At 72.5% G+C, this 26,155-nt stretch carries 25 protein-coding genes; 9 read left to right on the top strand and 16 right to left on the bottom strand.

The annotated features are described in order from the left end of the window. Positions 1–52: 52 nt before the first annotated feature. Positions 53–325, top strand: coding sequence for a DUF1876 domain-containing protein (locus ACIGJO_RS32555; RefSeq protein ID WP_399964426.1), 273 nt, complete (start codon positions 53–55; stop codon positions 323–325). Between the two features lie 123 nt (positions 326–448). Here the strand turns inward: ACIGJO_RS32555 and ACIGJO_RS32550 are convergent, their stop codons facing one another. Continuing rightward, entirely contained in the window at positions 449–991 is a 543-nt protein-coding gene (locus tag ACIGJO_RS32550) for a GbsR/MarR family transcriptional regulator (RefSeq protein WP_399964424.1), read from the bottom strand. 89 nt (positions 992–1,080) lie between these two features. On the opposite strand from ACIGJO_RS32550, the gene ACIGJO_RS32545 reads away from it, so the two are divergent. Together ACIGJO_RS32545 and ACIGJO_RS32540 are read left to right on the top strand one after the other, a co-directional pair. Further along, entirely contained in the window at positions 1,081–1,992 is a 912-nt protein-coding gene (locus ACIGJO_RS32545; RefSeq protein ID WP_399964421.1) for an ATP-binding cassette domain-containing protein, read from the top strand. After that, positions 1,989–3,614, top strand: coding sequence for an ABC transporter permease (locus tag ACIGJO_RS32540; RefSeq protein WP_399964418.1), 1,626 nt, complete (start codon positions 1,989–1,991; stop codon positions 3,612–3,614). Before ACIGJO_RS32545 ends, ACIGJO_RS32540 begins: the two co-directional genes overlap by 4 nt. 24 nt (positions 3,615–3,638) lie before the next feature. Here ACIGJO_RS32540 and ACIGJO_RS32535 read toward each other — a convergent pair whose 3' ends face one another. Continuing rightward, on the bottom strand, positions 3,639–4,847 hold the full coding sequence (locus ACIGJO_RS32535; RefSeq protein WP_399964416.1) for an MFS transporter: 1,209 nt from the start codon (positions 4,845–4,847) through the stop codon (positions 3,639–3,641). A gap of 125 nt (positions 4,848–4,972) precedes the next feature. Between ACIGJO_RS32535 and ACIGJO_RS32530 the strand changes: the two genes are divergently transcribed. Further along, a complete protein-coding gene (locus ACIGJO_RS32530; protein WP_266922433.1) occupies positions 4,973–5,308 on the top strand; it encodes a helix-turn-helix transcriptional regulator in 336 nt (111 codons plus the stop codon). 151 nt (positions 5,309–5,459) lie between these two features. On the opposite strand, the gene asnB is transcribed toward ACIGJO_RS32530, so the two are convergent. From asnB to ACIGJO_RS32515, 3 genes are all read right to left on the bottom strand, one after another. Beyond that, on the bottom strand, positions 5,460–7,310 hold the full coding sequence (asnB, locus tag ACIGJO_RS32525; protein WP_399964413.1) for an asparagine synthase (glutamine-hydrolyzing): 1,851 nt from the start codon (positions 7,308–7,310) through the stop codon (positions 5,460–5,462). A gap of 128 nt (positions 7,311–7,438) precedes the next feature. Further along, positions 7,439–8,494: a Gfo/Idh/MocA family oxidoreductase gene (locus ACIGJO_RS32520; protein ID WP_399964411.1), complete on the bottom strand. Its 1,056-nt coding sequence runs from the start codon at positions 8,492–8,494 to the stop codon at positions 7,439–7,441. Positions 8,495–8,497: 3 nt separating this feature from the next. Next, positions 8,498–9,004, bottom strand: coding sequence for a GNAT family N-acetyltransferase (locus tag ACIGJO_RS32515; RefSeq protein WP_399964409.1), 507 nt, complete (start codon positions 9,002–9,004; stop codon positions 8,498–8,500). Between the two features lie 209 nt (positions 9,005–9,213). Between ACIGJO_RS32515 and hemA the strand changes: the two genes are divergently transcribed. Together hemA and ACIGJO_RS32505 are read left to right on the top strand one after the other, a co-directional pair. Beyond that, positions 9,214–10,443, top strand: coding sequence for a 5-aminolevulinate synthase (gene hemA / locus ACIGJO_RS32510; RefSeq protein WP_399964407.1), 1,230 nt, complete (start codon positions 9,214–9,216; stop codon positions 10,441–10,443). A gap of 86 nt (positions 10,444–10,529) precedes the next feature. Continuing rightward, the gene (locus tag ACIGJO_RS32505; RefSeq protein WP_399964405.1) at positions 10,530–11,525 is read left to right on the top strand and encodes a hydroxyacid dehydrogenase; all 996 of its coding nucleotides are present in this window, start codon (positions 10,530–10,532) and stop codon (positions 11,523–11,525) included. Positions 11,526–11,613: 88 nt separating this feature from the next. Here the strand turns inward: ACIGJO_RS32505 and ACIGJO_RS32500 are convergent, their stop codons facing one another. After that, positions 11,614–12,648, bottom strand: coding sequence for a LysR family transcriptional regulator (locus ACIGJO_RS32500; protein ID WP_399964403.1), 1,035 nt, complete (start codon positions 12,646–12,648; stop codon positions 11,614–11,616). Next, positions 12,645–13,700: a ScbA/BarX family gamma-butyrolactone biosynthesis protein gene (locus ACIGJO_RS32495; protein ID WP_399964401.1), complete on the bottom strand. Its 1,056-nt coding sequence runs from the start codon at positions 13,698–13,700 to the stop codon at positions 12,645–12,647. Before ACIGJO_RS32495 ends, ACIGJO_RS32500 begins: the two co-directional genes overlap by 4 nt. Before the next feature lie 83 nt (positions 13,701–13,783). Here ACIGJO_RS32495 and ACIGJO_RS32490 point away from each other — a divergent pair, with 83 nt between their 5' ends. From ACIGJO_RS32490 to ACIGJO_RS32480, 3 genes are all read left to right on the top strand, one after another. After that, a complete protein-coding gene (locus ACIGJO_RS32490; protein ID WP_399964399.1) occupies positions 13,784–14,443 on the top strand; it encodes a ScbR family autoregulator-binding transcription factor in 660 nt (219 codons plus the stop codon). Next, positions 14,440–15,375 carry an NAD-dependent epimerase/dehydratase family protein gene (locus ACIGJO_RS32485; RefSeq protein WP_399964397.1) on the top strand — a complete coding sequence of 312 codons (936 nt, stop codon included), beginning with the start codon at positions 14,440–14,442 and terminating at the stop codon, positions 15,373–15,375. Before ACIGJO_RS32490 ends, ACIGJO_RS32485 begins: the two co-directional genes overlap by 4 nt. An 83-nt stretch (positions 15,376–15,458) precedes the next feature. After that, positions 15,459–15,791: a hypothetical protein gene (locus tag ACIGJO_RS32480; RefSeq protein ID WP_399964395.1), complete on the top strand. Its 333-nt coding sequence runs from the start codon at positions 15,459–15,461 to the stop codon at positions 15,789–15,791. Between the two features lie 80 nt (positions 15,792–15,871). Here ACIGJO_RS32480 and ACIGJO_RS32475 read toward each other — a convergent pair whose 3' ends face one another. The 9 genes from ACIGJO_RS32475 to ACIGJO_RS32435 all read right to left on the bottom strand — a co-directional run bounded on the left by ACIGJO_RS32475 (position 15,872) and on the right by ACIGJO_RS32435 (position 25,972). Further along, a complete protein-coding gene (locus ACIGJO_RS32475; protein ID WP_399964393.1) occupies positions 15,872–17,077 on the bottom strand; it encodes a cytochrome P450 in 1,206 nt (401 codons plus the stop codon). Between the two features lie 63 nt (positions 17,078–17,140). Next, complete coding sequence (locus tag ACIGJO_RS32470; RefSeq protein WP_399964479.1) at positions 17,141–17,767, bottom strand: response regulator; 627 nt, start codon at positions 17,765–17,767, stop codon at positions 17,141–17,143. A 32-nt stretch (positions 17,768–17,799) separates the two neighbouring features. After that, positions 17,800–19,164 carry a sensor histidine kinase gene (locus tag ACIGJO_RS32465; RefSeq protein WP_399964391.1) on the bottom strand — a complete coding sequence of 455 codons (1,365 nt, stop codon included), beginning with the start codon at positions 19,162–19,164 and terminating at the stop codon, positions 17,800–17,802. Positions 19,165–19,378: 214 nt separating this feature from the next. Beyond that, positions 19,379–20,254, bottom strand: coding sequence for an alpha/beta hydrolase family protein (locus tag ACIGJO_RS32460; RefSeq protein WP_399964389.1), 876 nt, complete (start codon positions 20,252–20,254; stop codon positions 19,379–19,381). Between the two features lie 207 nt (positions 20,255–20,461). Further along, positions 20,462–21,676, bottom strand: a complete 1,215-nt coding sequence (gene kynU / locus ACIGJO_RS32455) for a kynureninase (RefSeq protein ID WP_399964387.1) — start codon at positions 21,674–21,676, stop codon at positions 20,462–20,464. Then, complete coding sequence (locus ACIGJO_RS32450) at positions 21,669–22,517, bottom strand: tryptophan 2,3-dioxygenase family protein (RefSeq protein WP_399964385.1); 849 nt, start codon at positions 22,515–22,517, stop codon at positions 21,669–21,671. Before ACIGJO_RS32450 ends, kynU begins: the two co-directional genes overlap by 8 nt. Before the next feature lie 204 nt (positions 22,518–22,721). Further along, entirely contained in the window at positions 22,722–23,135 is a 414-nt protein-coding gene (locus tag ACIGJO_RS32445; protein ID WP_266922417.1) for a DUF3151 domain-containing protein, read from the bottom strand. Between the two features lie 48 nt (positions 23,136–23,183). Beyond that, positions 23,184–24,692, bottom strand: a complete 1,509-nt coding sequence (locus ACIGJO_RS32440; protein WP_399964382.1) for a DHA2 family efflux MFS transporter permease subunit — start codon at positions 24,690–24,692, stop codon at positions 23,184–23,186. Positions 24,693–24,808: 116 nt separating this feature from the next. Next, on the bottom strand, positions 24,809–25,972 hold the full coding sequence (locus tag ACIGJO_RS32435; protein ID WP_399964380.1) for a MalY/PatB family protein: 1,164 nt from the start codon (positions 25,970–25,972) through the stop codon (positions 24,809–24,811). Between the last annotated feature and the right edge of the window lie 183 nt (positions 25,973–26,155).

Genomic DNA, 26,155 nt, shown 5'->3' with positions numbered 1-26,155 from the left:
TGAGCTGCTGAGTTCGAGGTTCTGCGTTACTGAGGTTTCGGAGGTGACCGTCATGACCCGGACCGCTGTCGGCTGGCACATCGAGCTGGAGTTCGAGGAAGACACCCACCGCACCCGTGCGGCGGCCCTGGTGAGGCTCTCCGACGGTACGGAAATGCGCGCGCACGGCTACGCCAGCCGCCACCCCTCCGACGACGACCAGCAGAGGGTCGGCGAGGAGATCGCGGGCGCGCGGGCGCTCAACGAACTGGCGATGCGGCTGCTGACCAAGGCGCACGAGGAGATCGACGAGGCGTCCGGCAGGACGTCGCACCCGCTGGCATGACGTCGCACCCACCGATACAGGGCTGTACCCGCTGGTTCAGGGCCGAACCCGCCAACATAGGGCCGTACCTGACTTGGCGCCGTACCCGTCGACGCGGGGCGCCGGAAGCCGGCGGGCAGCGGGCTAGGGCCGCGCCGCGTCCGGCGTGAGGTCCAGCGTCTCGCGGTGGGCCTTCCAGCGGTCCATCATTCCCACCAGCTCCGCCTGGAGGAACTCGAAGAACGCCGCCGTCTCCGCGAGCCGGACCCCTGCCGGTGAATCCACGCCCAGTGTGCGGGCGCCCTCCCGGAGGGTGTCCTCCCAGCGGGTGAGCACCCGGTCCCGGCTGGCGAACGCGGTGTACCAGATCTCGTTCTGCAGGCGGTAGCGGTCCCGGCGCGAACCCGGCTCGCGCTCGCGGCTGACCATGCTGACCTGGGTGAGATAACTGACCGCGCCGGACACCGCCGCCGGGGAGATCTGGAGTGCGAGGGCCAGCTCGGCCGAGGTCATCGAGGCGTCGTCGTCGGCGAGGAGCGCCGCGAAGACGCGGGAGGCCATGCGCTGCATGCCCGCGTCGGTCATGTCCGCGGCGAACCGCTCGACGAACCGGGACACGGCCTCCGCGTCCCGCCCGTCCCGCCCGTCCTGCCCGTCGCGCGTATCCGCGCCGTTGTCGCTGCTCATTGCCCCATCGTCTCCCCTGGCCGGACCTGCCTCAATTTTATACACTTCCTTAACTTCACAAGTTTGTGAAAGTAGCGTACGTTCAGAACATGACGAAGGCAATCACCGTGGCCGGGCTGCACAAGTCGTTCGGGCGGACACACGCGCTGGACGGCCTCGACCTCATGGTCGAGACCGGTGAGGTTCACGGCTTCCTCGGGCCGAACGGCGCCGGGAAGTCCACCACCATCCGGGTCCTGCTCGGGCTGCTGCGGGCCGACTCGGGCGCCGCGCAGCTGCTGGGCGGGGACCCGTGGCACGACGCGGTGGCCCTGCACCGCCGCGTGGCATACGTCCCCGGTGATGTCACCCTGTGGCGCAATCTCTCCGGCGGTGAGGTCATCGACCTCTACGGGCGGCTGCGCGGCGGTCTGGACAGCTCCCGCCGCGCCGATCTGATCGAGCGGTTCGAGCTGGACCCGACGAAGAAGGGGCGTACGTACTCCAAGGGCAACCGGCAGAAGGTCGCCCTGGTCGCCGCGTTCGCCTCCGATGTCGACCTGCTGATCCTGGACGAGCCGACCAGCGGGCTCGACCCGCTCATGGAGGAGGTCTTCCAGAGCTGTGTCGAGGAGGAGCGGGAGCGCGGCCGGACCGTGCTGCTCTCCAGCCACATCCTCAGCGAGGTCGAGGCGCTCTGCGACCGGATCAGCATCATCCGGCAGGGCCGGACGGTGGAGACGGGTTCGCTGGCGGACATGCGCCACCTGACCCGTACGAGCATCACCGCCGAGCTGTCCGGCGTGCCCGACGGGCTCACCCGCCTGCCCGGGGTGCACGACCTGAACGTCCGGGGCGGCCGGGTCACGCTCCAGGTGGACACGGACAAGCTGGACGCGGTGCTCGTCTCGCTCACCGCCTCCGGGGTCCGCTCCCTGACCAGCACCCCGCCCACGCTGGAGGAGCTGTTCCTGCGGCATTACGCGGCCGACGAGGCGCCCGAGGGGGTGGCGGCGCGATGACCGCCGTCACGACCGTCCCCGCCGCCGTACCGCGTCCGGCGCTCCGCCACGGCCCGCTCGCCGGGACCGGGACCCTGCTGCGGCTCGCCCTGCGGCGCGACCGGCTGATGATGCCGGTCTGGGTGCTGGCGCTCGGAGCGTCCTTCTCCTCCGTGGCCACCTCCTTCTCCACGCTGTACGGGACGGCCGCCCAGCGCGCGGAGCTGACCGCCTCGATGAGCGGCAACAGCTCGATCCGCGCGCTGTACGGACCGATCTTCGACGACTCGCTCGGCGGACTCGTCACCTGGCGCATGGGCGGCTTCGGGGCCGCGCTGGCCGCCGTGATGAGCCTGATCATCGTGATCCGGCACACCCGCGAGGAGGAGGAGACCGGCCGCCAGGAGATGCTCTCCTCCGCCATGGTGGGACGGCGCGCGCCGCTGACCGCCGCTCTGCTGGCCGCCGTGATCGCCAACGCCGCGCTGGCCCTGGTGATCGTCGGCGCGCTGGCGGGGGCGGGGGCGGGCGGCGCGGGTGCCCTGGCGCTGGCCCTGTCGGTGGCCGGCACCGGTGTGCTCTTCGCCTGCACGGCGGGCGTCGCCGCCCAGTTCACCGAGAGCGCGCGGCCGGCGAAGGGGCTCACGGCGGCGGTGATCGGGGCCGCGTTCGTCCTGAAGGCGGCGGGCGACTCGGCCACCGACGACGGCTCCTCCGTGCTGACCTGGCTCTCCCCCATCGGCTGGGCGGAGAACGTCCGCGCCTACGCCGACGAGCGCTGGTGGGTCCTGCTGGTCCTGGCCGCGGCGATCGGGGTGCAGGCCGCCCTGGCGTACACCCTGGCGGGGCGGCGCGATGTGGGCATGAGTTTCCTGCCGACGCGCCCCGGTCCGGCCACCGGACGGATCTCCACGGCGTCCGGCCTGGCGCTGCGGCTCCAGCGCGGTTCACTGACCGGCTGGACGCTCTCCTTCGCCGTGGTCGGCGTGATCTTCGGCGGGCTGACCGGCGGCGCGGCGGACCTGGTCGGTGACAACGAGAGGACGAGGGAGATCTTCGAGCGGATGGGCGGCCAGTCCGGGCTGACCGACGCGTTCCTGGCGGCGATGACCGGGATGCTCGGGATGGTGGCCGCGCTCTACATCGTCTCCTCGGTGCTCCGGCTGCACGGCGAGGAGACCGCCCAGCGCGCCGAACCCGTTCTCGCGGGCGGCGTGGGCCGTATCGCCTGGGCCGCCGGACACCTGGTCATCGCCTTCGGCGGGGCCGCGCTCATCATGGCCGTCGGAGGCCTCGGCCTGGCCGTCGGCTACGGTCACCGGCTGCCGGACATCCTCGGCGCGGCCCTGGTCCAGCTCCCCGCGATCTGGCTGCTCGGCGGTCTCGCGGTCCTGCTCCACGGGGCCGCGCCGAAGCTGGCACCGGCCTCGTGGGGCGTCGCCGGGATCTGCCTGGCGATCGGCTGGATCGGCCCGGCGGTGGACCTGCCCCGGGCGGCGATGAACCTCTCCCCGTTCAGCCATCTTCCGAAGCTGCCGGGCGGGGAGATGGCCTGGGCCCCGGTGCTGCTGCTGACCGCGACCGCGGCGGCCGTGGTCGCGGCGGGGCTGGCGGCGCTGCGACGCCGCGACATGGTGACCTGACCCGCTGCCGGGGTCCCGCCGCCGTCACTGCCGTTCGCAGACCGCGGCCGGGGCGGCGGTGGCGGCGGCGGGCACGGGGTGCTTCGCGGCGGCGGCGCGGACCGCCGTGAGCTGGAGGAGCAGGGCGGCGGCGGCGAAACCCGCGGCCCAGAGCGGGAGCACCGATCCGCTCCAGCCGAAGGCGAAGGCCACGCCACCGAGGCCCGAGCCGATGGCGCTGCCGAGGTAGAGCGCCGACTCGTTGAGCGCGACGGCGACAGGACCGCCGCGTTCGCTGCGGGCCGCGAGCAGATCGCTCTGCTGCGGCACCTGGAGGGCCCAGCCGACCGCACCCCAGACCGCGATGGGCAGCAGCGCCAGCAGCGGGGTCACGGACGCCGCGAGCCGGAAGGCGAGCAGCGCCACGACGAGGATGGCCAGGATGCCGACGACCAGCGTCGCGGGGCGCCGGACACGGTCGACGAGGGAGCCGATCAGAATGCTGCCCACCACACCGCCGATGCCCCAGGCCCAGAGGTAGGGGGTGATGGTCTCGACGCTGCCCATGGCCCCGGTCGCCATGACGGGCACGAAGTAGGTGTACAGACCGAGGCTGGCGATGGCGGCGAGGAGCGAGACGCCGACGATCGACGCGACGCGCGGGTCGGTGACGACCTGGGCACGCTGCCGGAGGGTCACCGACTCGGTGGCGGGCAGCGCCGGCAGCCGGACGGCGAGTCCGATGAACGACACGGCGCCGATGACGGTGACGAGCCAGAGAGTCGCCCGCCAGCTGGTGTGCTCGGCGATGTAGACACCCGCGGGGACACCGAGGACGGTGCCCGAACTCATCCCGCCCATGATCACGGCGAGTGCCCTGCCGCGGCGCTCACGGTCGACCAGGGACGCCGCGGCCGCCGCGGCGAGAGCCAGGTAGAGACCCGCGCCGACACCCGCGAAGGCCCGTGCGACCAGCAGGAAGGTCAGCGAGGTGGAGACCGCGGAGGCGGCGTTGGCCAGGGCGAAGACGGCCAGTGAGGCCAGCAGCCCGGCCCGCACGCGGGAGGCGGGCAGCAGAGTGGCGAAGATCGGGGAGGCGATGGCGTACGCGAGCGTGAAAGCGGTGACCATCTGGCCGGTGGCCGAGACGGACGAGTCGAAGTCGTCCGCGATGGACGGCAGCAGACCCGCTGTGACGTAGGCGTCCAGGCCGAGCGCGAACGCTCCGAGGCCCAACAGGTAGACGAGTTTCACCGGTTCCTCAACGTTCGAAAGTCGCAGGACATACAGACATCATGCCGGTGCGGGACCGCCGCGCAACCGGAGGGAGCGAAAATCGGACACCGTGTCCACACGATTGGCTGTGCGATTCTTGGAGGGTGCGCCACTACTTCCACCCGGACATCGAGGACGTCTGTCTGCCCGACGTCCTCTTCGCGCTGAGCGACGCGACCCGCCTGGGCATCGCCGTCACGCTCGCGGACGGACAGGAGCGGACCGCGGGCGAGCTCGGCGGCTCCATCGCCAAGTCGACCATGACCCACCACCTCAAGATCCTTCGCGAGGCCGGCACCCTGTACGTACGGTCCGAGGGCACCCGCTGCTTCAACTCCCTGCGCCTGGAGGAGCTGGAGTCGCGCTTCCCCGGCCTGCTCGACCAGCTCCTCGGCTTCGCGGTCAGATGCGGATACACCTCCGCCGACGCCCGGCGCTGAGCCGCAGAGCCGCTGAGCCGCTGAGCCGCTGAATCGATGAGCCGCTGAATCGATGGGCGGCCGGGCGGGGACGGCCCCGGCGGCGGGCGCCGGACATCGGCGGGCGCGGCCCCGGACGGCGGGCGCCGGACGGCAGGCGTTCCGCCGGAGGTCAGAGGTCCAGTTCGATCCCGTAGGCCGACAGCCAGGAGTTGAGCCCCAGCGCCATCTCCAGCCCCGAACGGTCGTACTGGGCGCTCATGTCGCCCACCGGCCGCTCCAGCAGACCGCGGCCCGCGGCGTGGTCGAGCAGCGGCAGCACCGGCGACGAGGAGTCGGCGAGAACCTCCGTGAACGCGTTCCGCAGGCCGATCTCATAGGCCGGGTCCTGCGTGGTGGGGTACGGGCTCTTGACCCGCTGCACGATGGAGGCGGGCAGCAGATCCTTCGTGGCCGCCCTGAGCAGGCTCTTCTCCCGCCCGTCGAAGGACTTCATCTCCCACGGCGTGTTGAAGACGTACTCCACGAGCCGGTGGTCGCAGAACGGCACCCGGACCTCCAGGCCGACGGCCATGCTCATCCGGTCCTTCCGGTCCAGCAGGGTCTGCACGAACCGGGTGAGGTTCACGTATCCCATCCGGCGCATCCGGCGCTCGGTCGCGCTCTCCCCCGCCAGGACCGGTGTCTCCGCGACCGCCTGCGCGTAGCTGTCCCGCAGGAAGCCGCCCATGCCCAGCTTCTGGATGAGACCCGGGTCGAAGAGCGACTTGCCGTCGAAGTACTTGCCGGTCGCCGAGGTGAGCCAGGGAAAGGTCTCCGCCTCGACGGCCTCGCTGTCGAAGAACCACCGGTACCCGCCGAACACCTCGTCGGCCGACTCCCCGGAGAGCGCGACCGTCGACCGCTCCCGCACGGACTGGAAGAGCCGGTAGAGCGAGGGCCACATGTCGCCCCAGTAGGCCGGCGGGAGGTCGAGCGCCTCCAGCACCTTCGCCCGCAGCCCGGGATCGGCCAGCGAGGCGCTGTTCATGATGATCTCGGAGTGGTCGGCGCCGACGTGCTCCACGAGGTCCCGGACGAACGGCGCGTCCGAGGAGCCGCGCACCGGGTCCACCACGAAGCCCGCGCCGTGCTCCTCGAAGTCGACGGAGAAGGAGCGCACCGGGCCGTCACCGCGCGCCGCGAGCTTCTGCGAGGCCAGCGCGGTGATGACGGAGGAGTCCAGTCCGCCCGAGAGCAGGGAGCAGAGCGGCACGTCCGAGATGATCTGCCGCTCCACGATGTCCTCGAGGAGCCCGCGGACGGTGTCGATGGTGGTGGGCAGGTCGTCGGTGTGCTCCCTGGCCTCCAGGGCCCAGTACACCCGCTTGGTCAGCCCGGAGCGCCCCACCTTCACGATCTGGCCGGGACGGACCTCGTACATCCCTGCGAATATGCCCTGTTCAGGCGTCTTCACCATCTCCAGCACCTCGCGCAGCCCGTCGGCCCCGACCTTCCGGGGCACCGCGGGATGGCCGAGAACGGCTTTCGGCTCGGACCCGAACACCACCCCGTCCGGCGTCGGGTAGTAGTAGAGCGGCTTGACGCCCATCCGGTCGCGCACCAGGAGCAGCGTCTGCGTCCTGACGTCCCAGAGCGCGAAGGCGAACATGCCGTTGAGGCGGTCGACGACGCCCTCGCCCCATTCGAGGTAGCCCCGCACCACGACCTCGGTGTCGCTGCGCGTGCGGAAGGAGTGCCCGCGCGAGATCAGTTCGGCGCGCAGCTCCCTGAAGTTGTAGACCTCACCGCTGTAGGTCAGGCACGCCAGAGTGCGCCCGTCCGCGTCCGCGGTCATGGGCTGGCGGCCACCGTCCAGGTCGATGATGGACAGCCGCCGGTGGCCGAGGGCCACGTGTTCGTCCGTCCACCTGCCCTCGGCGTCCGGACCGCGGCAGGCCATCGTCCGTGTCACGGCCTCCAGCGTCTCCTGCTGCCGACGTACGTCGCGGGCGAAGTCCACCCAACCGGCGATTCCACACATGGCTGTCTCCTTGCTCGACGACGGCGCGGGGGCGCGCCGCCCGAAGTGGTCCGGGTCGTCAGGGTCGTTCGGGGCGGTACCGGGTACGGATCGGTCCGGCGGGGGCGGTCCGGGATGCGGGGGCTCCGTCAGCCCAGCCGCTCCCGGTCGGCTTCCTGAAGGACCGTCCGGCCGTGCGGGAAGTAGGTGACGGGGCGCGCCCGGCGTACCCGCGCGTCCATCTCGTTCAGCCGGTGCTGGAGGGCCAGCGCGTCGGCGATGCCGGGAAAGGCGAACTCCGGGGTCCGTCCGCGGACGACGAACTCGGTGACGTCCAGGGCCATGCGGCCCAGCTTCACGACGGTCTCGGAGCCCGCGGGCACCGGCCGGTCCCCGGTGTCGAGCTCATGGATCACCTCGTCGCCCCCGGAGGCACGGCGCCACAGGCGCAGCCGGTCCGCGTCCCAGACGGGGGTGTCCAGGACGAGGGCCGCGTAGAGGATGTCCCCCTGCGCGTCGCGGAAGACGAAGTCGACCTCGCGCTTGCGCGTGATGTTCACGAAGCTGCTGTATCCGGTGACGGTCCCGGGCCCGAGCGTCCCGGACAGGGCGACGCTGTCGAGCACCCGGGGGCCCGAGACGGAGAAGTCCGAGCAGGTGCCCAGGGCGGATTCCAGAACGAGTTCGCCGCTCCGCCCCGCGATCCACTGCACCAGGTCCAGCGGATGGACGATCTCGCTCTGCACCCCGCTGGTGGGGCGGTGGTCGTTGATCCGGTCCTTGCCCCAGGTGAAGTGCGCCCGGACGAGTTCCAGACCGTTCCGCAGAACATGGGTACGCAGGAAACGGGACGCCTCGGAATAGCGTTCCACCAGATCCAGACAGAATCCTGACGCCTTGCCGAGTGCGGACCCGACGGCGGCCAGGTCGTCCCCCGGTATCGCCAGCGGCTTCTCCGCGACCACGAAACCGTCATAGCCGTCCAGCTCGGCAAGGATGCCCGCGTGCGCCGTGTCGGGCACGGTGACGACAACAACATCGGGACGGCCGTCGCGCAGCGCTTCGGAAACGGATGGGAAATAGGGGATGTCCACGTCCTTGCGTGTCCGCCCCACGTACGAGAATTCCATCGGCACCCGGGTGTTGGCGAAGGCGGAGCGAAAACGCGTCCCCGCATATCCGAGTCCGACGATCAGAACCTTCATGGGTCAGGCACCTCCAAGGCTCAGGGAAAGAAGCTCCTCACCCGACGGCCGGAACCCGAGCTTCCGGTACAGCGGGGAGCCGGCGTCGGTGGTCTGCAGGACGACCGCCTCGGCGCCGGCGCCCCGGAGCCAGCCGAGAGCGTGGTCCATCACGAGCCCCCCGAGTCCGCCCCGGCGCGCCGCCGGGTCGACGACCACCGTCTGCACCCAGCCCGACCTGCCGCTGGGACAGTGGGCGGTGGGGGCGCGCTGGTCCACGACGGCGACGGCGCAGGCGAGCAGGGCGGGCGCCGGGCCGATCACCGACACCTGCACGGTGCCCCCGCCGTCACCGGCGAGCACGCGGCTCAGCCAGGCCCGGTAGGCGCGCTTCCAGAGGGCGTCCGCCACGGGGGTGCGGGCCGCGTAGGCACCGCTCCCGGAGCTGAGCAAATATCCGCGCAGGCGCACGAGTTCTTCTATGTCACCCATGCCGGCCGACCGCGGCCGCGGTTTCTGCTGGGAACTCATACCGAGGGACTCTAGGGCGATATCCGCGGCATGAGAAATGGGTCCGCTCCACCGTCTATGCACTTTCGGAATAAGTGTTCCCGGCACCGCTCCGACCTCGGTTTATGCGGTCCTGCCATGACCCCGCGGATTCGACATTTCCCTGCACCGGGGGATGCCTTATACATTCCTGGCGCCAGATCCGGAAAGCCGAGTTCACCGGAGGATCAATGTTTCATTACGATGAATTCTTCACGTCCGAGATTGACACTCTCAAGGAACAGGGCGGATACCGCACGTTCCTGGAGATCGAGCGCCGCGCCGGCTCCTTCCCCGCCGCACTGAAGTACGGGCCCGGTGACGGCAGGCGGATCAGCGTGTGGTGCAGCAACGATTACCTCGGGATGGGGCAGCACCCGCTCGTCCTGGCCGCCATGAAGAGGGCCGTGGACGAGGCGGGCGCCGGCAGCGGCGGCTCGCGCAACATCTCCGGAAACAACCGTCACCATGTGGTGCTGGAGGAGGAGTTGGCCGAGCTCCACGGCATGGAGTCGGCACTCATCTTTCCCTCCGGCTACTCGGCGAACGACGCCGCGCTGACGGTGCTGGCGGGGCGGCTGCCCGGCTGCGTCGTGTTCTCGGACGCCCTCAACCACGCCTCGATGATCGCCGGTATCCGGCACAGCGGCGCCGAGAAGCACGTCTTCCGGCACAACGACACCGATCATCTGGAAGAGCTGCTGGCCGGTACGGAACCGTCGCTGCCGAAGATCATCGCCCTGGAGAGCATCTACTCCATGGAGAGCGACATGGCGCCGCTGGAGCGGATCGCCGAACTCGCCGCACAGCACGGGGCGTTCACCTATCTCGACGAAGTGCACGCGGTGGGCATGTACGGACCGCGAGGTGCCGGTCTGGCCGCCGAGCGAGGTCTCGCGGCACACTTCGACGTCGTCCAGGGAACACTGGCGAAGGCGTTCGGCACGGCGGGCGGCTATGTCGCCGGGTCCGCCCCGGCGATCGACGCGATCCGGAGCTTCGCCTCCGCGTTCATCTTCACCACCTCGCTGCCTCCCGCCGTCGCGGCCGGAGCCCTCGCCGCCGTACGCCATCTCAAGCACTCGGAGACGGAGCGGTCGGCGCTGCACCGGAAGGCGGCGCTCCTCCAGGGCCTGCTGCGCGACAGCGGCATCCCCGTGGCGTCCGAGGCCGCCCACATCGTGCCCGTCCTCGTCGGCAACGCCGTCAAGTGCCGCAATGTCGCCCGTCAGCTACTGGACCGGTACGGCTGCTACGTCCAGCCCATCAACGCGCCGAGCGTGCCGATGGGTTCGGAGCGGCTGCGCGTCACACCCCCACCGCACCACAGCGATGACGAGATCGTCGGGTTCGCCCGCGCGCTGGACTCCATATGGGAGCGGGAGAACCTGCCCCGCACGCTCACCCGGGTACCCGCGTGAGCCCGCCGGGCCACGGCGCCCCCGGCGAGGCGCCCGCCCCTCCGAACCCCGCCGCCCCTCCCCGTACCCCCGCGAAAGGGACCACCGTGCGCGAGCCCGTCGTCGTGGCCGATCCACTTCCCCTCAGCACGCTGGAGCCCCTGGCGGAGTACGCGATCAGGCAGTGCGAGGGCCGGGATCCGGTGGCGCTGCGCGCCGCGCTGCGGAACGCCGACGCGCTGCTCATCCGCAGCGGTACGCGGGTGGACGCGGAGGCGCTGGCCGCGGCGCCGCGCCTGCGGGTGGTCGCGCGGGCCGGCGTCGGCCTGGACAACGTGGACGTGGAGGCGGCCACCGCACGCGGTGTGCTGGTCGCCAACGCGCCCCTGTCCAACGTCCTCAGCGTGGCCGAACTGACGCTGGGCCTGATCATCGTAGTGACGCGCCATGTCGTGCCCGCGGGCTCCGCGTTACGCGCGGGCCGGTGGGAACGGGCCGCGCACCAGGGCACGGAACTGGCCGGCAGCACGGTCGGCATCGCCGGACTGGGCCATGTCGGCACCCTCGTCGCGGAGCGGCTCACCGCGTTCGGGGTCCGTATCCTCGCCTTCGACCCGTACATCACGGCCGCGCGGGCCGATGCCGCGGGTGCGCGGCTGGTCGGTCTGGACACGCTGATGTCGGAGAGCGACATCCTCACGGTGCATCTGCCGAAGTCCCCCGCGACCGTGGGGCTCATCGGGGAGCGGGAGCTGCGGCTGGCCAAGCCGTCCCTCCGGCTGGTGAACACCGCCCGGGGCGGCATCGTCGACGAGAACGCGCTCGCCGTCGCCCTGAAGGAAGGCCGGGTGGCGGGCGCCGCACTCGATGTCTTCGAGATCGAACCGGCGGTGGACAACCCCCTGTTGGCCTTCGACTCCGTGGTCGCCACCCCGCATCTGGGCGCCGGTACCGCGGAGGCCCAGGAGCGGGCGGGGCGGGTCGCGGTGGAGGCCGTGGTGCGGGTCCTCGCGGGAGGCGTCCCGGACCACACCGTGAACCCCCGTGCCGTGAACCCCCGTGCCGCGGACGCCCGTACGCCGAAGGCGTCCGGCCGGGTCTGAGCCGCGGGTGGCACGGGCGTGCGGGGTGACCGTCGTGCCGGACGGTCACCCCGCACGTGTCATCAGCGGCGTGTGCCGGTCCGCACGGTCAGTCCCCCGACGCCGGGGCCGCCAGGGCGGATTCGGCGGCTCCGCCCCGCCGCCCGGACGGTGCCAGGACCTGCTGGACCACCCGCACGAACCGGTCGGCCAGGGGATGGCTGCCCTGCACCGGCTGGATCAGCGAGATACCGATGGACGGGCCTCCCCGCAGGGGCACGAAGGCGACGGAGGGGTGGACGTTGCGCCGGAGCACGAGGTCGGGCACCACGCTGATGCCCTTGCCCGCGGCCACCGACTCGATGCACTCGTCGAAGTTGAGGCAGTGCAGGACGGTGCTGGGGCGACGGGCGATGCCCCAGTCCCGCTGCTGGATCGGCCCGGTGACCTCGTTGAGCACCAAGGGGTACTCGGCCAGCTCGAACCAGTCCACCCGCTCCCGCCCGGCGAGCGGATGCCGGCGCGGCACCGCGGCGACATAGCGCTCGGTGCCGAGCGGTGTCTCCTTCACCCCGCTGCGCCGCAGCCGGCCGCGCAGGATCGCGACATCGACGGTCGCCCGGCCCACTCCGGCACCCGCGTCGTCGCAGCGCCGCAGTTCGACCCGGGCACCGGTCTCCGCCTCGAAGCGCCGGATGGCTTCTTGGACCCACTCGTCGGGGCGCAGCCAGGCGAACCCGAGCCGCAGGCCGGGCGCGGAACCGTGGGGGAAGAGTGCCTTCTCGAAGCGGGGCAGCAGCACCTGGAGTTCTTCACGCAGGGTGGCGCCCGCCGGGGTCAGACAGACCTGCCGGGTGGTGCGGTGGAAGAGGCGTACGCCCATGTGTTCTTCGAGGCGGCGGATGGAACGGGTCAGTGCGGGCTGGTTGCTCGACATCCTGGCGGCGGCGTCGGTGAAGCTCAGGGTGTCGGCGACGGCGAGAAAGGCGTGCAGATGGCGCAGGCTCACGCCCGCGAGGCGCGCGGCGGGAACGGTGCCGGGGCCGGTGCCGGGGCCGGTCTCCCTTGCGGGGCCGGTGCCGGGGCCGTTGCCATGGCCGGGGCCTTCGGGTGTCCGGGGTGTGTCCTCGGGCAGCTGTCTCATGCCGCTCTACCGTCCCCCGCCGGTCCGTCCCCCGCCGGTCCGTCGGCCCCGGTCTCGGCGGCCGTAGCACGCGCGGCGACCGTGACCGTGGCCGCGAAGGCGACCTGTCCCGCCTGCACGGCCTCGACGCGGAGCCGGGCGCGGCCCGCGGCGTCGGGGCCGAGGGGCCCGGAGTTGAGCGCACAGGACTCGTCCAGCTCCACGTAGCGGGTGAACACACAGTCCAGGGCGGCTATTTCGGCTCCGGCGTCACTGCCGCGAACGTGGTCGTACGTCAGCTGGTGGGCCGCCTCCAGCAGCAGTATCCCCGGCACATGGTCCACGGGGTGGTCGAAGTAGATGGGGTGCGGGACGGGAACCCTGAGCCGCCTGCCCCCGTCCGCCCCGCCCTGGACGCCGAAGCCGCCGAAGCCGCCGGAGCCGCCGCGACCACCGGAACCACCGGCGCCGATCACGACATCGTCCGCACGGGAACGCCGTACGTCCTCGGCGGCGGCCGGTATCGGGACGGGCACGGAACGGGCCATCACCGCGGACGCGTCGGCCCGGTCACCGCGCAGCCGCCGGTAGACCCCCGCGGTGTGCGTGGTGAACCGGGTCTGCGCCGTGGCCACACGGACCCCGCCCCGGGTGATGACCATGCGCAGGGAAAGGGCGGCGGGCCGGTTCCCCCGGTAGACCAGATCGAAGCACTCGACCTGGAGTTCGACCTGATGGCCGGGATCGGCACCGTACGCGGCGCTGTCGATCTGATAGGCGAAGTGCTCCCATATGAGCTGATGCCCGAGCGGCACCTCGTACGCGGCATGGCTCAGCAGCGGGAAGGTCTGACGGATCGTCTCGCAGAGCAACAGCGGGTCGAAAGCCGGCCCCGCGCGGTAGAAGGTGTGTGTGGACGGCCAGTTCGCGGCGATGCGAAACGCGTCGGGGCCCGTCCTGGTCCATTCCGCGAGGTAGACCTCGGCGGCGTTCGACTTGTGGACGTAGTGCTGCGGCACTTGGTCGATGACTGGATCGAGGATGCAGTTTCCGGCAGCGTCGTGTGCGGGCACGAGGACCGCCCCCCTCCGAGTAAGAACCGTCGCCGCCTAGTTGAGCGGCGATCATCATTTCATTAACATAGAGGGAGGTCTGTTTGTTTGTCGAGAAAGCATGGGTCATCCAGATGAAGTCCAAGCAACCGCAGGAACGAGCCATCCGCACCCGGAGGGCTCTCCTCAAGGCCGCAGCCGAGTGTTTCGACGAGAACGGGTACTACGGAGCGGGCACCAACAAGATCCTCGCCCGCGCGGGCATGACGCAGGGCGCCATGTACTTCCACTTCCGGTCGAAGGAGGAACTGGCCCACGCCGTCATGCTGGAGCAGGCGGCCGACCTCGTACTCCCGCCGGAACCGCGCGGGTTGCAACAGCTGGTGAACATCACCCTCATGCTGGCCGTGGAGATGCAGAGCAACGTCCTGCTGCGCGCCGGGGTACGGCTCGCCGTGGACCCCGGGGGCCCGGCCCGGAACGACGACTCGATCTACGCCTGGTGGGCGGCGCTCTTCCACAAGGAGCTGGTGGTGGCCCGCGAGGCGGGCGAACTCCGGCCGGAGGTCGACGAGGAGAGCTTCTCGCTGACCCTGGTCGGCGCGTACACCGGGACGCAGCTGATGTCGGAGATAACGACGGGCCGCTCGGACCTGACACCGCGCATCATGACCCTGTGGCGCTTCCTGCTGCCCGGCATCGCCACCGCGGAGACCCTCGCCGCACTCGACCTGAACGGCGAGCCCGTCACGAGTGCGGGATGAGCAGCACCCGGATCGTCGTCACCGGTGGCACGGGATTCATCGGCACACACGTCATCGGGGAACTGGCCGCCCGCGACGGGGTGAGCGTCCGCCTCGCCGGACGGCGGCCCGCTCCCGACGGCCTGCCCGGCGTGGAGTGGATTCCGGCCGAACTCACCGACGCCGGCTCGCTGCACGGGATCTGCGAGGACGCCGACGTACTGATCCACCTCGCGTCCAAGGTCTCCGGGACCGAGGAGAGCTGCCGCGCGGTGAACGAGACGGGCACCGGCGCCCTGATGGCGGAAGCGGTCCGGGCCGGGACGCCACGCGTCGTCCAGCTGTCCACCACGGCCGTCTACGGCCGGGGGCCGCACACCGGCCAGGACATCACCGGACTCACGCCCGCTCCCGTGTCGGCCGCCAGCGCCACCCGGCTCGCGGGCGAACAGCACGCGCTGCGGGCCGGAGCGGTGGTGCTCCGCGCCGGGCTGGTCCTGGGGGCGGGCGACCGCTGGGTCGTGCCCGCGCTGGCCGACCTGCTGGAACGGGTACCCGGCCGGTGGGACGGCGGCGCCGCGTCACTGTCGGTCGTGGACGCACCCGACCTGGCGCGGCTGATCACCGCCGTCGCACTGACCCCGAGGCCCCCGGGGCCCTCGGTGTTCCACGCGGCACACCCCCGGCCGGTACGGATCGGCGACCTGGTCACGGCCCTCGCCGGGCACGGCATCGTCCCCGCCCCCGCCGACGAGGACCTGTCCTGGGAGCGCTGCCTCAAGGAGCACGCCGCCCGCCCGGGAGCCGTGAGCGAACGGCAGTTCCATCTGCTCGCCCAGGACCACTGGTACCGCTCCGACGCGATCTGGGAGCGCGCCGGAGTGGACCCCGGTCCCGGCCCCCTCGCCGGGCTGGCCGCCGCCGCCGACTGGTACCGCACCCTGCTCGCCTGACACACCGGCCGGACGCGCCCGCGCCCCGGGAGAGTCCCGGGGCGTACCGGAACCGGGCACGCCGCCCGGCGCGTCCCTCCGGGATGGACACTCGACGAGAGGCCGTCACCGGGACGGCCGGCTGCCTGGCCGCCGCGCTGGGTGCCATCGCGGGGCTCGCTGTCTGGACCCCGTACGGCAGGGCCGGACTGTTCGGCGGCTTCGAGGGCGCGGTCAACCGGACCGTGCTCCGGCTCGGTCTGCCCGTCATGCCCCTCGGCGGAATCGCCGTCGCGCTCGCGCTCTTCGCCGCCGCCCGAAAGCGCCGGCGCGCCGCGCTGCGGCTGGCCGGGACCGTCGCGGCGCTCACCGCCTTCGGCTTCGGCCTCGACGTCCTGGCCCCGCCGCCGCTCCCGGACTGCTACGCCCCCTGCTGAGCCCGGGTACGAGCCCCGCCGGCCCCGGGTACGAGCCCCGCTGATCCCGCTACGGCCCCCGCCGGTTCCGGCCGCGCCGCTCACAGCTCCACGCGCAGCTCCTTCAGCCCCCGGATGACGAATCCGGGGTTCCACTCCGGCTCCGCCGCCAGCCGCATCTCCGGCGCCCTGCGCAGCAGCTCACCGAAGGACGCGGCGAGCTCCACGCGGGCCAGCGGCGCCCCGAGGCAGTAGTGGATGCCCGCGCCCAGGCTGATGTGCGGGTTGTCCGGCCGGGACAGATCCAGCTCGTCCGGCCGGGCGAACCGCTCCGGGTCCCGGTTGGCCGAGCCGAACAGCAGCGCCACCTCCGAGCCGCGCGGAATCACCGTGCCGTCGATCTCGATGTCGTCCAGCACCCAGCGCTCGAACAGCTGCAACGGGGTGTCGTACCGGAGCAGTTCCTCCACGGCCGTGGGCAGCATCCCGTGGTCGGCGCGCAGCGCCTCCAGCTGGTGCGGGTGCCGGAAGAGGGTGCGCCAGCCGTTGACGGTGGTGTTGACCGTCGCCTCGTGGCCCGCGTTCAGCAGCAGCACACAGGTGGAGATCATCTCCTGCTCGCTGAGCCGCTCCCCCTCGTCATGGGCGGCGATGAGCGCGGAGATCAGATCGTCCCCGGGCTTCCCGCGCCGCTCGGCGATCAGGGCGCGCAGATACGCGGAGAAGTCGGCCGAGGCACGGACGGCGGCCCGCGCGGTCTCCTCGGACGGGTTCAGCTCGTACATCCCGCAGATCGCCGCCGACCAGGGCCGCAGCAGCGCCCGGTCGGACTCCGGAACGCCCAGCATCTCGGCGATGACGGCGACCGGCAGCGGCTCGGCGACGGCCGCGAGGAGGTCGCCGCCGCCCTCCGCGACGAACGCGTCCACCAGCTCGGCCGCCAGCCGCCGTACGGTCGGCGCGAGCCGCTCGACCGTACGCGGGGTGAACGCCTTGGAGACCAGCCGCCGGATACGGGTGTGGTCCGGGGCCTCCAGGTCGAGCAGGCCCTGCCCGTTGAGGACGGTGAACGGCTCGTGCGCGGCGGGCGGCGCCGTGCGGCCGAACTCCTCGTGGGTGAAGCGGTGCAGATACGTGCGGCCCAGCCGCCGGTCACGCAGCAGGCCGGACACATCGGCGTAGTGCGGGATCAACCACTGCCGGGTCGGCTCGAAGTAGTGCGCCCGCCCACCGGCGCGCAGGGCCGCGTAGGTGGGATACGGGTCGGCGACGAACGCCGGGGACCAGGGATCGAAGGACACGTGCATGACCCGACGCTACCGGCACCGGCCGCCGGCGCAAGAGGACCGCCCCGGTGCCGCCGGCCCGCGCTAACCGGGCGTGACCAGCCGGGCCTCGTACGCGAACACCGCCGCCTGGGTCCGGTCGCGCAGCCCGAGCTTCACCAGGATGCGGCTCACATGCGTCTTGATGGTGGATTCGGCGACCACCAGATGCGAGGCGATCTCCGCGTTCGACAGGCCCTGCGCGATGAGCACCAGCACCTCCGTCTCGCGTTCCGTGAGGTCGCCGATCCGGGCGAGGGCTGGCGGCCGGGGGGTCTCGGCGAGCTTCGAGAACTCGGTGATCAGCCGCCGCGTCACCGTCGGCGCGAGCAGCGCCTCCCCCGACGCCACCACCCGTACGCCGTCGGCCAGCTGCCGCGCGGAGGCGTCCTTGAGCAGGAAACCGGAGGCCCCGGCCCGCAGTGCCTGGTACACGTACTCGTCGAGGTCGAACGTCGTGAGCACCAGCACCTTCGCGTCCGCGTCCCGCGCCACGATCTCGCGGGTCGCCTCGATGCCGTTCATCACGGGCATCCGGATGTCCATCAGCACCACATCGGGGCGCAGGGCCGCGACCTGCGCGAGTGCCTGCCGGCCGTCGACCGCCTCACCGGCGACCTCGATCCCCGGCATCGCGTTGAGCAGCACGGAGAAGCCCTCGCGCACCATCATCTGGTCATCGACGATCAGGACCCGGATGTCGTTCACGCGCCCTCGCCCCGCCCTGTGCCGTCCCTGTCCCGGCCACTCTCCGCGTCCCGTGCCGCGCGGGCGTCGTGGTCGTCACGGGCGTCGTCGTGCGCCGACTGCACGGGGATGAACGCGGCGATCTCGTACCCGCCGTCGCCGGTCGCCCCGGCGGTCATCTCCCCGTTCAGCATCGCCACCCGCTCCCGCATCCCGGTGATCCCGTGCCCGGCCCCCGGCGACGGCTTCACCAGCCCGGTCGGCGGCCCGTTGACCACACGCAGTCCGAGGCCGCCGAGGACATAGCCGAGCTCGACCCGGGCCGTGGCCCCCGGGGCGTGCCGCAGGGTGTTGCTGAGGGCCTCCTGAATGATCCGGTACGCCGACAGCTCGACGCCCTGCGGCAGTTCGCGCACCGCGCCCGTGATCGTCTTCTCCGACTCCAGACCCGCCTCCCGCACATTGGCGAGTAGGCCGTCGAGCGCGTCGAGGGTGGGCTGCGGGGCGTCCGGCGCCTCGTAGTCGTCGGCACGGACCACTCCGAGCACCCGGCGCAGCTCGGTGAGGGCGGCCACCGCGTTCTCCCGGATGGTGACGAACGCCTGCTCCAGCTCGGGCGGCGGGTTCTCCACCCGGTAGGGCGCGGCCTCCGCCTGGATCGCCACGACCGACATGTGGTGCGCCACGACGTCGTGCAGCTCACGGGCGATGGTGGTGCGCTCCTCCAGCAGCGTGCGCCGGTCGCGCTCGACGGCGGTGACGGTGCGCTGCACGGTCACTTCGTGCTCGGCGTCGCGCCGCACCTGGATCATGCTCACCACGAGCAGCGCCAGGGAGGAGAGCACGAACATCTGCTCGGCGCCGGAGGAGTCCCGCATGGGCCCGACGCCCGACACCAGCATGCCGAACAGCACGGTCAGCGCCCACATCCAGGCGGCGGTACGCGGCCGGGTCCTGGCCGCCACGACCACCAGCACCACCAGGTGCGAGAAGAAGCTGGCCTGCCCCCACAGCCCGTCGCCGCTCCCCATGGCGGCGATCAGGGAGAAGACCATCGACACCCAGAACGCGGCGACCGGCCTGACCAGGCTCAGCGCGACCGGAATCGCGGGCAGCGCGGCGACGACGAACTGGTGGTCCCATGTGTCGAGGCCCAGCATCGCCGTGATGAATGCCGCCAGCAGCACCAGGCCGTGCGGGGTCCAGACGGCGTACTGCCGCAGCCGCGCGGGCACCAGCCGGAAGATCCGCCCCTCACCGCTCCTCGGGCCCATCGGGCGGTAGGCGAACGCGTCGTGGAAGAGGTCCTGCCGCAGGCCCGCGATCGCGCCTGAGGCCACCCGCAGCTCCGGGCTTCTGGTGTTCGTATGGGTCTCGGTCACGCCTCCACGGTAGGGGGCGGCGGGGCGCGGGTCGTCAGCACCGATGCGGATCCTGGACCGTCCCCCTCAAGTACTACGCGAGGGCATCAGGCGCCCCGCCGCAGTCCCCGCGTACCACCGCGCACACGCGCCGCGGGCGCCCCGCGCAACCACGGCGCACCCACCACGGGCGCCCCGCGTGCCACCCGCGTACCGGAGCCCGCGCCGGCCGCGCTCACCACGCCAGCTGGGCCAGCTCCTCCGCCACCACCGCGCACGCGTCCGCCGACGGATCGATCAGCGGGAAGTGGCCGACGCCCTCCAGCAGGGTCAGCCCCACCATCTCCCCCGCCTTCGCCGCGGCGTCGACGAAGGCCTCCGACACCGCCTGCGGCACGGTCAGGTCGTCGGTGCCCTGCACCACGGCCGTCGCGATGCCGGTCGGCAGCAGCGCGGCCGGATCGGCACAGGCGAACCGCTCGGCGAAGTCCTCCTCCGCGCCCAGGAGTTGACGGACGGCCCCGGAGCAGATGTCCAGCTCGACGGCGGTCGCGAAGTCGGCGATCGGGGCCAGCGCGACGACCCCGCGCAGCGGCGGCGGGGCGGGCAGCCGCCACGGGGAGCCCTCGGGCAGTTCGTGCCGGGCGGCCGCCCACAGCGCCAGATGGCCGCCCGCCGAGTGCCCGGTCACCACGGTCCGCCGCACATCGGCCTGCGGAAGCTCCCGGGCCGCCAGCACCGGCATGGCGTCCATCGCGGCGGCGACGTCGTCGAAGGTCTCGGGCCACCGGCCCGCGACCGGCCCCGAGCCGCCCTGCTGCGGGATCTCGCGGCCGCGCCGGTACTCCACGCTGGCGACGGCGAAGCCGCGCCGGGCCAGGAAGTCCGCGAGCGGCGACACATGGGCCCGGTCGTAGGGGGCCCGCCAGGCCCCGCCGTGGAACAGGACGACGAGCGGCGCCCCGGTCCGCCCGTCGCGCGGACCGTAGAAGTCGATCACCTGGTCGGGATGGCTGCCGTAGGAGGCGGACCGATCGGGGGCGACCACCGGGTGCGCGAACGCCGACTCGGTCTCGGCGGCGTCACGATCACGCGCGGCAGAATCCGACATGCTGCTCCAACCGTCCTGTGCCAATGCCTGTGCCAGTGCGTGTGCCCGAGCCAGTGCGTGTGCCTGTGCGTGTGCCTGTGCGTGGTACCGACGCCAGTGGGCTCCCACGCACGGTGGCCGGACGGTGCCGGGGTCATCTGCCCAACTGGCGTGACCTGCGGGGACGGTACCAGTCGGACGCGCGCCGTCCGGACCGCCCCCGTCCGGTCACTTCCCCTGCGGCACCTCGGCCAGCACCTCGGCCAGGACGCGCGCCGCCCGTTCCGCGTCGGCGAACCCCACGTACAGCGGAGTGAAGCCGAACCGCAGCACGTCCGGCCGCCGCAGGTCCCCGACGACACCGCGCCCGATGAGCGCCCGCATCACCGGCTCCGCCTCCGCGCAGCGCAGCGAGACCTGGCTGCCGCGCTCCGCGTGCGCGACCGGGGTGACCGGGGCGACCCGGCCGTCCGGAACGTACGCGGCGACACACTCCAGGAAGAAGTCCGTCAGCGCGAGGGACTTGGCCCGCACGGACTCCACGGAGACCCCGTCCCACACGTCCAGCGAGGCCTCCAGCGCCAGCATGGAGAGGATGTCCGGCGTCCCGACCCGGCCCCGTACGGCACCGTCCGCCGCGGCGTACCCGGGGGTCATCGCGAACGGGTCGGCATGCGACGTCCACCCCGGCAGGGGCGAGTCGAAGGCGGCCTGGTGGCGCTCGGCGACGTACAGATAGGCGGGTGAACCGGGGCCGCCGTTCAGGTACTTGTACGTGCACCCGATGGCCAGGTCCACGCCGTGCTCGTCCAGGCCGACCGGCAGCGCGCCCGCGCTGTGGCACAGGTCCCAGACCACCAGACCGCCCGCCGCGTGCACCGCGGCGGTCAGCCCGGGGAGGTCGTGGAGCCTTCCGGTGCGGTAGTCGACGTGGTTGAGCAGGACCACGGCGGTACGGGGGCCGAGCGCGGCGCCCACCTCGGCGGGCGCGACGGGGACGATCCGGTGACCGGTCATCCGGGCGGCGGACTCGGCGATGTACCCGTCCGTGGGAAACGTCGTCGCGTCGACGAGGATCTCGTCGCGTCCGTCCGCCGCGAGACGGCTCGCGGCGACGACGGCCTTGAAGACGTTCACGCTCGTCGAGTCGCCCACCACGATCTGCCCGGCGGCCGCCCCGACGAGCGGCGCGATCCGGTCACCGATCCGCTCGGGCGCGGTCCACCAGCCGCTCTCGTCCCAGGACCGGATGCGCAGCCGGCCCCACTCACGGGTGAGGATCTCCTGCATCCGGGCGGGTACGTGGGCCGGCAGCGCGCCCAGCGAGTTGCCGTCGAGGTAGACGGTGTCGTCGAGGACGAACAGCTTGCGCCTGGGCGCGAGTTCATCGGCGGCGTCGAGCGCGGCGGCCCGCTCGGAGAGGCTGTCGGTGGTCTCAGACATGGCTGCGCGCCGTCCACAGCTCGGGGAACACGTTCTTCGTGGCGCGCTTCTCCAGCCAGGCCACCCCGGCGGAGCCGCCGGTACCGGTCTTGGAGCCCATCGCCCGCCGGGTCGCGACGAGATGGTCGTTGCGCCATCGCCAGACCAGTTCGCCGACGTCGGTCAGCAGCTCACCGAGCCGCACCAGCTCGTCGTACCGCTCCGGGTCCGCGTAGATCTCCGTCCACACGGCCTCGACCTCGGGCGAGGGGTCGTACTTCTGCGTGAGGTCGCGGCGGAGCACCTCCCGCGGCACGGCGTGGCCGCGCCGGGCGAGCAGGGCGAGGACCTCGTCGTACAGGCCGGGCTCGCCCAGCGCCTTCTCCAGCTCGGCGTGGACACGGGGCGCGCCCCGGTGCGGCACGAGCATGGACGCGGACTTGTCGCCGAGCAGGAACTCCATCCGCCGGTACATCGCCGACTGGAAGCCGGAGCCCTCGCCGAGCGCGCCGCGGTAGGAGTTGAACTGTCCCGGGGTGAGCGCGGCCAGCGGGGTCCAGGAGGCGTTGAGTGCCTCCAGTTCGCGCAGCGAGCGCTTCAGGGCGTCCCGGGCGACGGGTATGCGGTCCTCGCGCAGGGCGTGTGCCGCGGTCTCCCACTCATGGACGATGACCGTGAACCACAGCTCCATGACCTGGGTGGTGACCAGGAAGACCATTTCCCCGGGATCGTCGGAGCGCAGGTGCTGGAGATGGGTCAGGACATCCGCCTGGACATAGTCCTCGTACGGAGTCGTTCCCGCGAAGTCGAGGTGCGGGGTCTGCGCACCGGTGGCTTCGGGGTCGGGGTGGTTCGTCGACATTTCTGTCTCCTCGACGCGAGCTTCCGGGTAGCGGTCCGCCCCTTCCGTGAGGTGGTGGAGCTCCGGTCCCCTGTCGGCATCCTAAACCGGGACCGCGCCGTGTGTCCGGGGGCGGCCGCGCCCCCGGACGGGCGCGGGGCCCCGCAGACGGGTGGGTACGGCCTGCGGGGCCCGGTGACCTGTGGTGCGTACGGGTGGGGCGGTTCAGCCCAGGATGTCGGCGGCGGTCGGCGAGGAATCCCGCAGGAACGTCGCGCAGCGCTCGTACTCCGCCTCCTCGCCGATCGCCTGGGCGGCACGGGCGAGAGCGTGCAGCGCGCGCAGGAAGCCGCGGTTCGGCTCGTGCTCGAACGGGACGGGGCCGTGGCCCTTCCAGCCCGCGCGGCGCAGGGCGTCGAGGCCTCGGTGGTAGCCGGTACGGGCGTACGCGTACGACTCGACGACCCGGCCGCCCTCGAAGGCCTCGTCGGCGAGCTGTGCCCAGGCCAGTGACGAGGTGGGGTACTTCGCGGCGACGTCGGCGGGCGGCGTGCCGCCCGCGAGCAGCTCACGGGGTTCGGGGTCGTCGGGCAGATGCGTCGGGGCAGGGCCCCCGAGAAGGTTCTCGTGGATGGACATGGGATCAAGTGTGCCTGGCCCGGCGGGCCGGCGGGGCCGCGTACGAGTTCACGCTCCGGCACGCGCGGGCGGCTCGTGCTCCGGCTCCAGGGGCGGCGCGACGACTCCGCAGTGCACCTGGCACTCGGGCCGGGTCCCGCGCGCCCCGGCGGGCGCCGTGCGCACCGTCCACCAGGCGACCGCCGCCCCGGCGACCAGCAGCCCGGCGCACATCGGCATGGCCCGGCGGAAGGTCGCGGCGAACTCGTCCGCGTCCCGGTACGCCTCCGGGCCCATGCCCGCGAGCAGCGGCAGCGCCGCGACGGCGATCAGCCCGGCGGCACGGGCCGCCGCGTTGTTGATGCCGCTGGCCAGCCCCGCCCGCCCCGCGTCCACGGCGCCCAGGACGGTCGCGGTGAGCGGTGCGACGAAGGTGACCATGCCCAGGCCGAGCACCAGGACGGCGGGCAGCACCTCGCCCAGGTACGAGCCCACGGAGGCCCCGGGGCCGACCCGCAGCATCAGGAGCATCCCGGCGGCGGCCAGCAGCGGGCCGACAGTGAGCGGGATGCGCGGTCCGATGCGCCGGCCCAGGTCCCCCGCCGACGCGGAGAACAGCAGCATCAGCACGGTGGTCGGCAGCAGCGCGGTGCCCGCGCCCAGGGCCGAGTACCCGGCGACCACCTGGAGCTGGATCGCGGAGAGGAAGAAGAAGCCGCCGAGGGCCGCGTACACACAGAGCGTCACGACATTGACCGCAGTGAACAGCCGGGAGGAGAAGATGGACAGCGGCAGCATCGGATCCGGGCGCCGCCGCTCCACCCGCACGAACGCCGCCCCCAGCAGCACCCCGCCGACGGCCGACCCGATGACCAGCGGCGAGGCGCCCCGCCCCGGCGCCTCGATCAGCGCATACGTCACCCCGGCCAGCGCGAGCGCCGCCAGGACGGCCCCCAGCACGTCGAACCGGCCGTGCGCCGCCGGGTCCCGGGACTCCGGCACATGACGCAGCGCGACGGGCGCACAGATCGCGGCGAGCGGGAGATTGAGCAGGAACACCCACCGCCAGCCGGGCCCGTCCACGAGCCAGCCGCCGACGAACGGCCCGACGGCCGCCCCGACCCCGCCGAGCCCCGACCACAGGCCGACGGCACGGGCCCGGTCGTCCGGGTGGAAGCTCGCCTGGATGAGGGCCAGCGACCCCGGAGTGAGCAGCGCCCCGCCGACCCCCTGGAGGGCCCGCGCGGCGATCAGCACCGCGGCGTTCGGCGCGAGCCCGCAGAGCAGCGAGGCGAGCGCGAACCACACGACCCCGACGACGAAGACCCGCCGCCGCCCGTACCGGTCCCCGAGCGCCCCGCCGAGCAGGATCAGCCCGGCGAGAGTGAGCATGTACGCGTTGACGGTCCACTGCAGCGCGGCCAGATCGGTGCCGAGGTCCTCGCCGATACGGGGCAGGGCGACATTGATGACCGTGGAGTCCAGCATCGCCATGCTGGAGCCGAGGACGGTGGTCAGGACGACCCACCGCCCGGTGGGCGAGGCGACGCGGATGCTCCCCGTACCGGCATCAGACATATGAGCAGCATCCCCGCTCCACGCCCCGACGGCCATCGGGAAGCGGCCGGAGCCGACGCACCCGCCCGGCGCCCGGAGGCGTTCCCACAGGGGCCCGGGGACCCCGCGCGCGCCCCCTACCGCAGCGACCTCACGGCCCGCACCAGCGCCGCCGTCCCCGCCTCCACCTTGCTCCGCGGGCACCCCACGTTCAGCCGGAGGAACCCTTCCGCCCCGTACACCCCGCCCGGCATGATCGCGACCTTCTCGCGCTCGATCAGCGCCCGCTGCAGCGGCTCCTCGGACATCCCCAGCGGACGCAGGTCGATCCAGGCCAGATAGCCCGCCTGCGGCGGCTCCCAGCCCAGCTCGGGGAAGGCCGTGTTCAGCCGCTCGGCGACCAGTGCCAGGTTCCCGGCCACATACGCGCGTACGGCGTCCAGCCACTCGCCGCCGTCGCGGTAGGCGGCGATGTGCGCGGTCAGCGACAGTACGGCGGGGGAGGCGAGACCTTCCGCCGTCCGCATCCGGCGCAGGAACTCCGCCCGGTCGGCCGGGTCGGCGATGATCCCGTACGAGCCCGTCAGCGCCGGGAAGTTGAAGGCCTTCGACGCGGAGGTGACGAGCGCCCATCGCCCGTCGCCCGCCACCCGCGTCCACGGCACATGCCGGTATCCGTCGTGCACGAAGTCCGCGTGTATCTCGTCGCTGATCACGGCCACCCCGTGCCGCCGGGCCGACGCCGCCATCGCCTCCAGCTCGGCCTCCGTCCACACCCGCCCGGTCGGATTGTGCGGCGAACACAGCACGAGGACCTTGGCGTCCTCCCGGGCCAGCTCCCGCTCCAGGGCCTCCGCGTCCCCCACCGGTACCCCCCGCAGCTCCCGCCCGAGCCCCGTCACGGCCTTGCGGAAACCGTCGTACGTGGGGGTGTGGACGACGACCCCGTCGCCCTCGCCGGTCCACATCTGCAGCAGCTGCGAGAGCTGGCTGAGCACCGAGGGGCCGTAGACCAGCTGCCCGGTGTCGATCGCGGTGCCGTAGCGGGTCGCGTACCAGTGGGCTATCGCCGACAGGAAGTCGTCCTGCTCCCAGTCGGTGTAGCCGAACACCCCGTGTCCGAGCCTGGCCCGCAGGGCGGCCAGCACCGCGGGAGCCGTCTCGAAGTCCATGTCCGAGATGGTGAACGGCAGCAGCCCGTCCACCCCGAACCGGTCGGCGGCCCCGTCCCACTGGACGCACCAAGTGCCGCGGCGGTCGACGACGGTGTCGAAGTCGTAGGACGAAATCGGCGTACTCACAACGGATCCCTCAATTCACTGCGTCGTTGATGCCGCCCGGACATGCCGTGGGGGCGGCGCCCCCCCCGGGGGGGGGCCCCCCCCCCGGGGCGGGGCGGGGGCAGGGCAGGTGCGGGAGGGGGGGGGGCGGGTGGGGGCGGGCGCGGGGGGCCGGGAGGGGGAAGCCCCCCCCCCGGGCGAGGC

This window comes from Streptomyces sp. NPDC079020, assembly GCF_044542225.1.
Taxonomy (GTDB): domain Bacteria; phylum Actinomycetota; class Actinomycetes; order Streptomycetales; family Streptomycetaceae; genus Streptomyces.
Note: the sequence above shows the minus strand (reverse complement) of the source record. Positions and strands in the feature narration are given on the sequence as shown.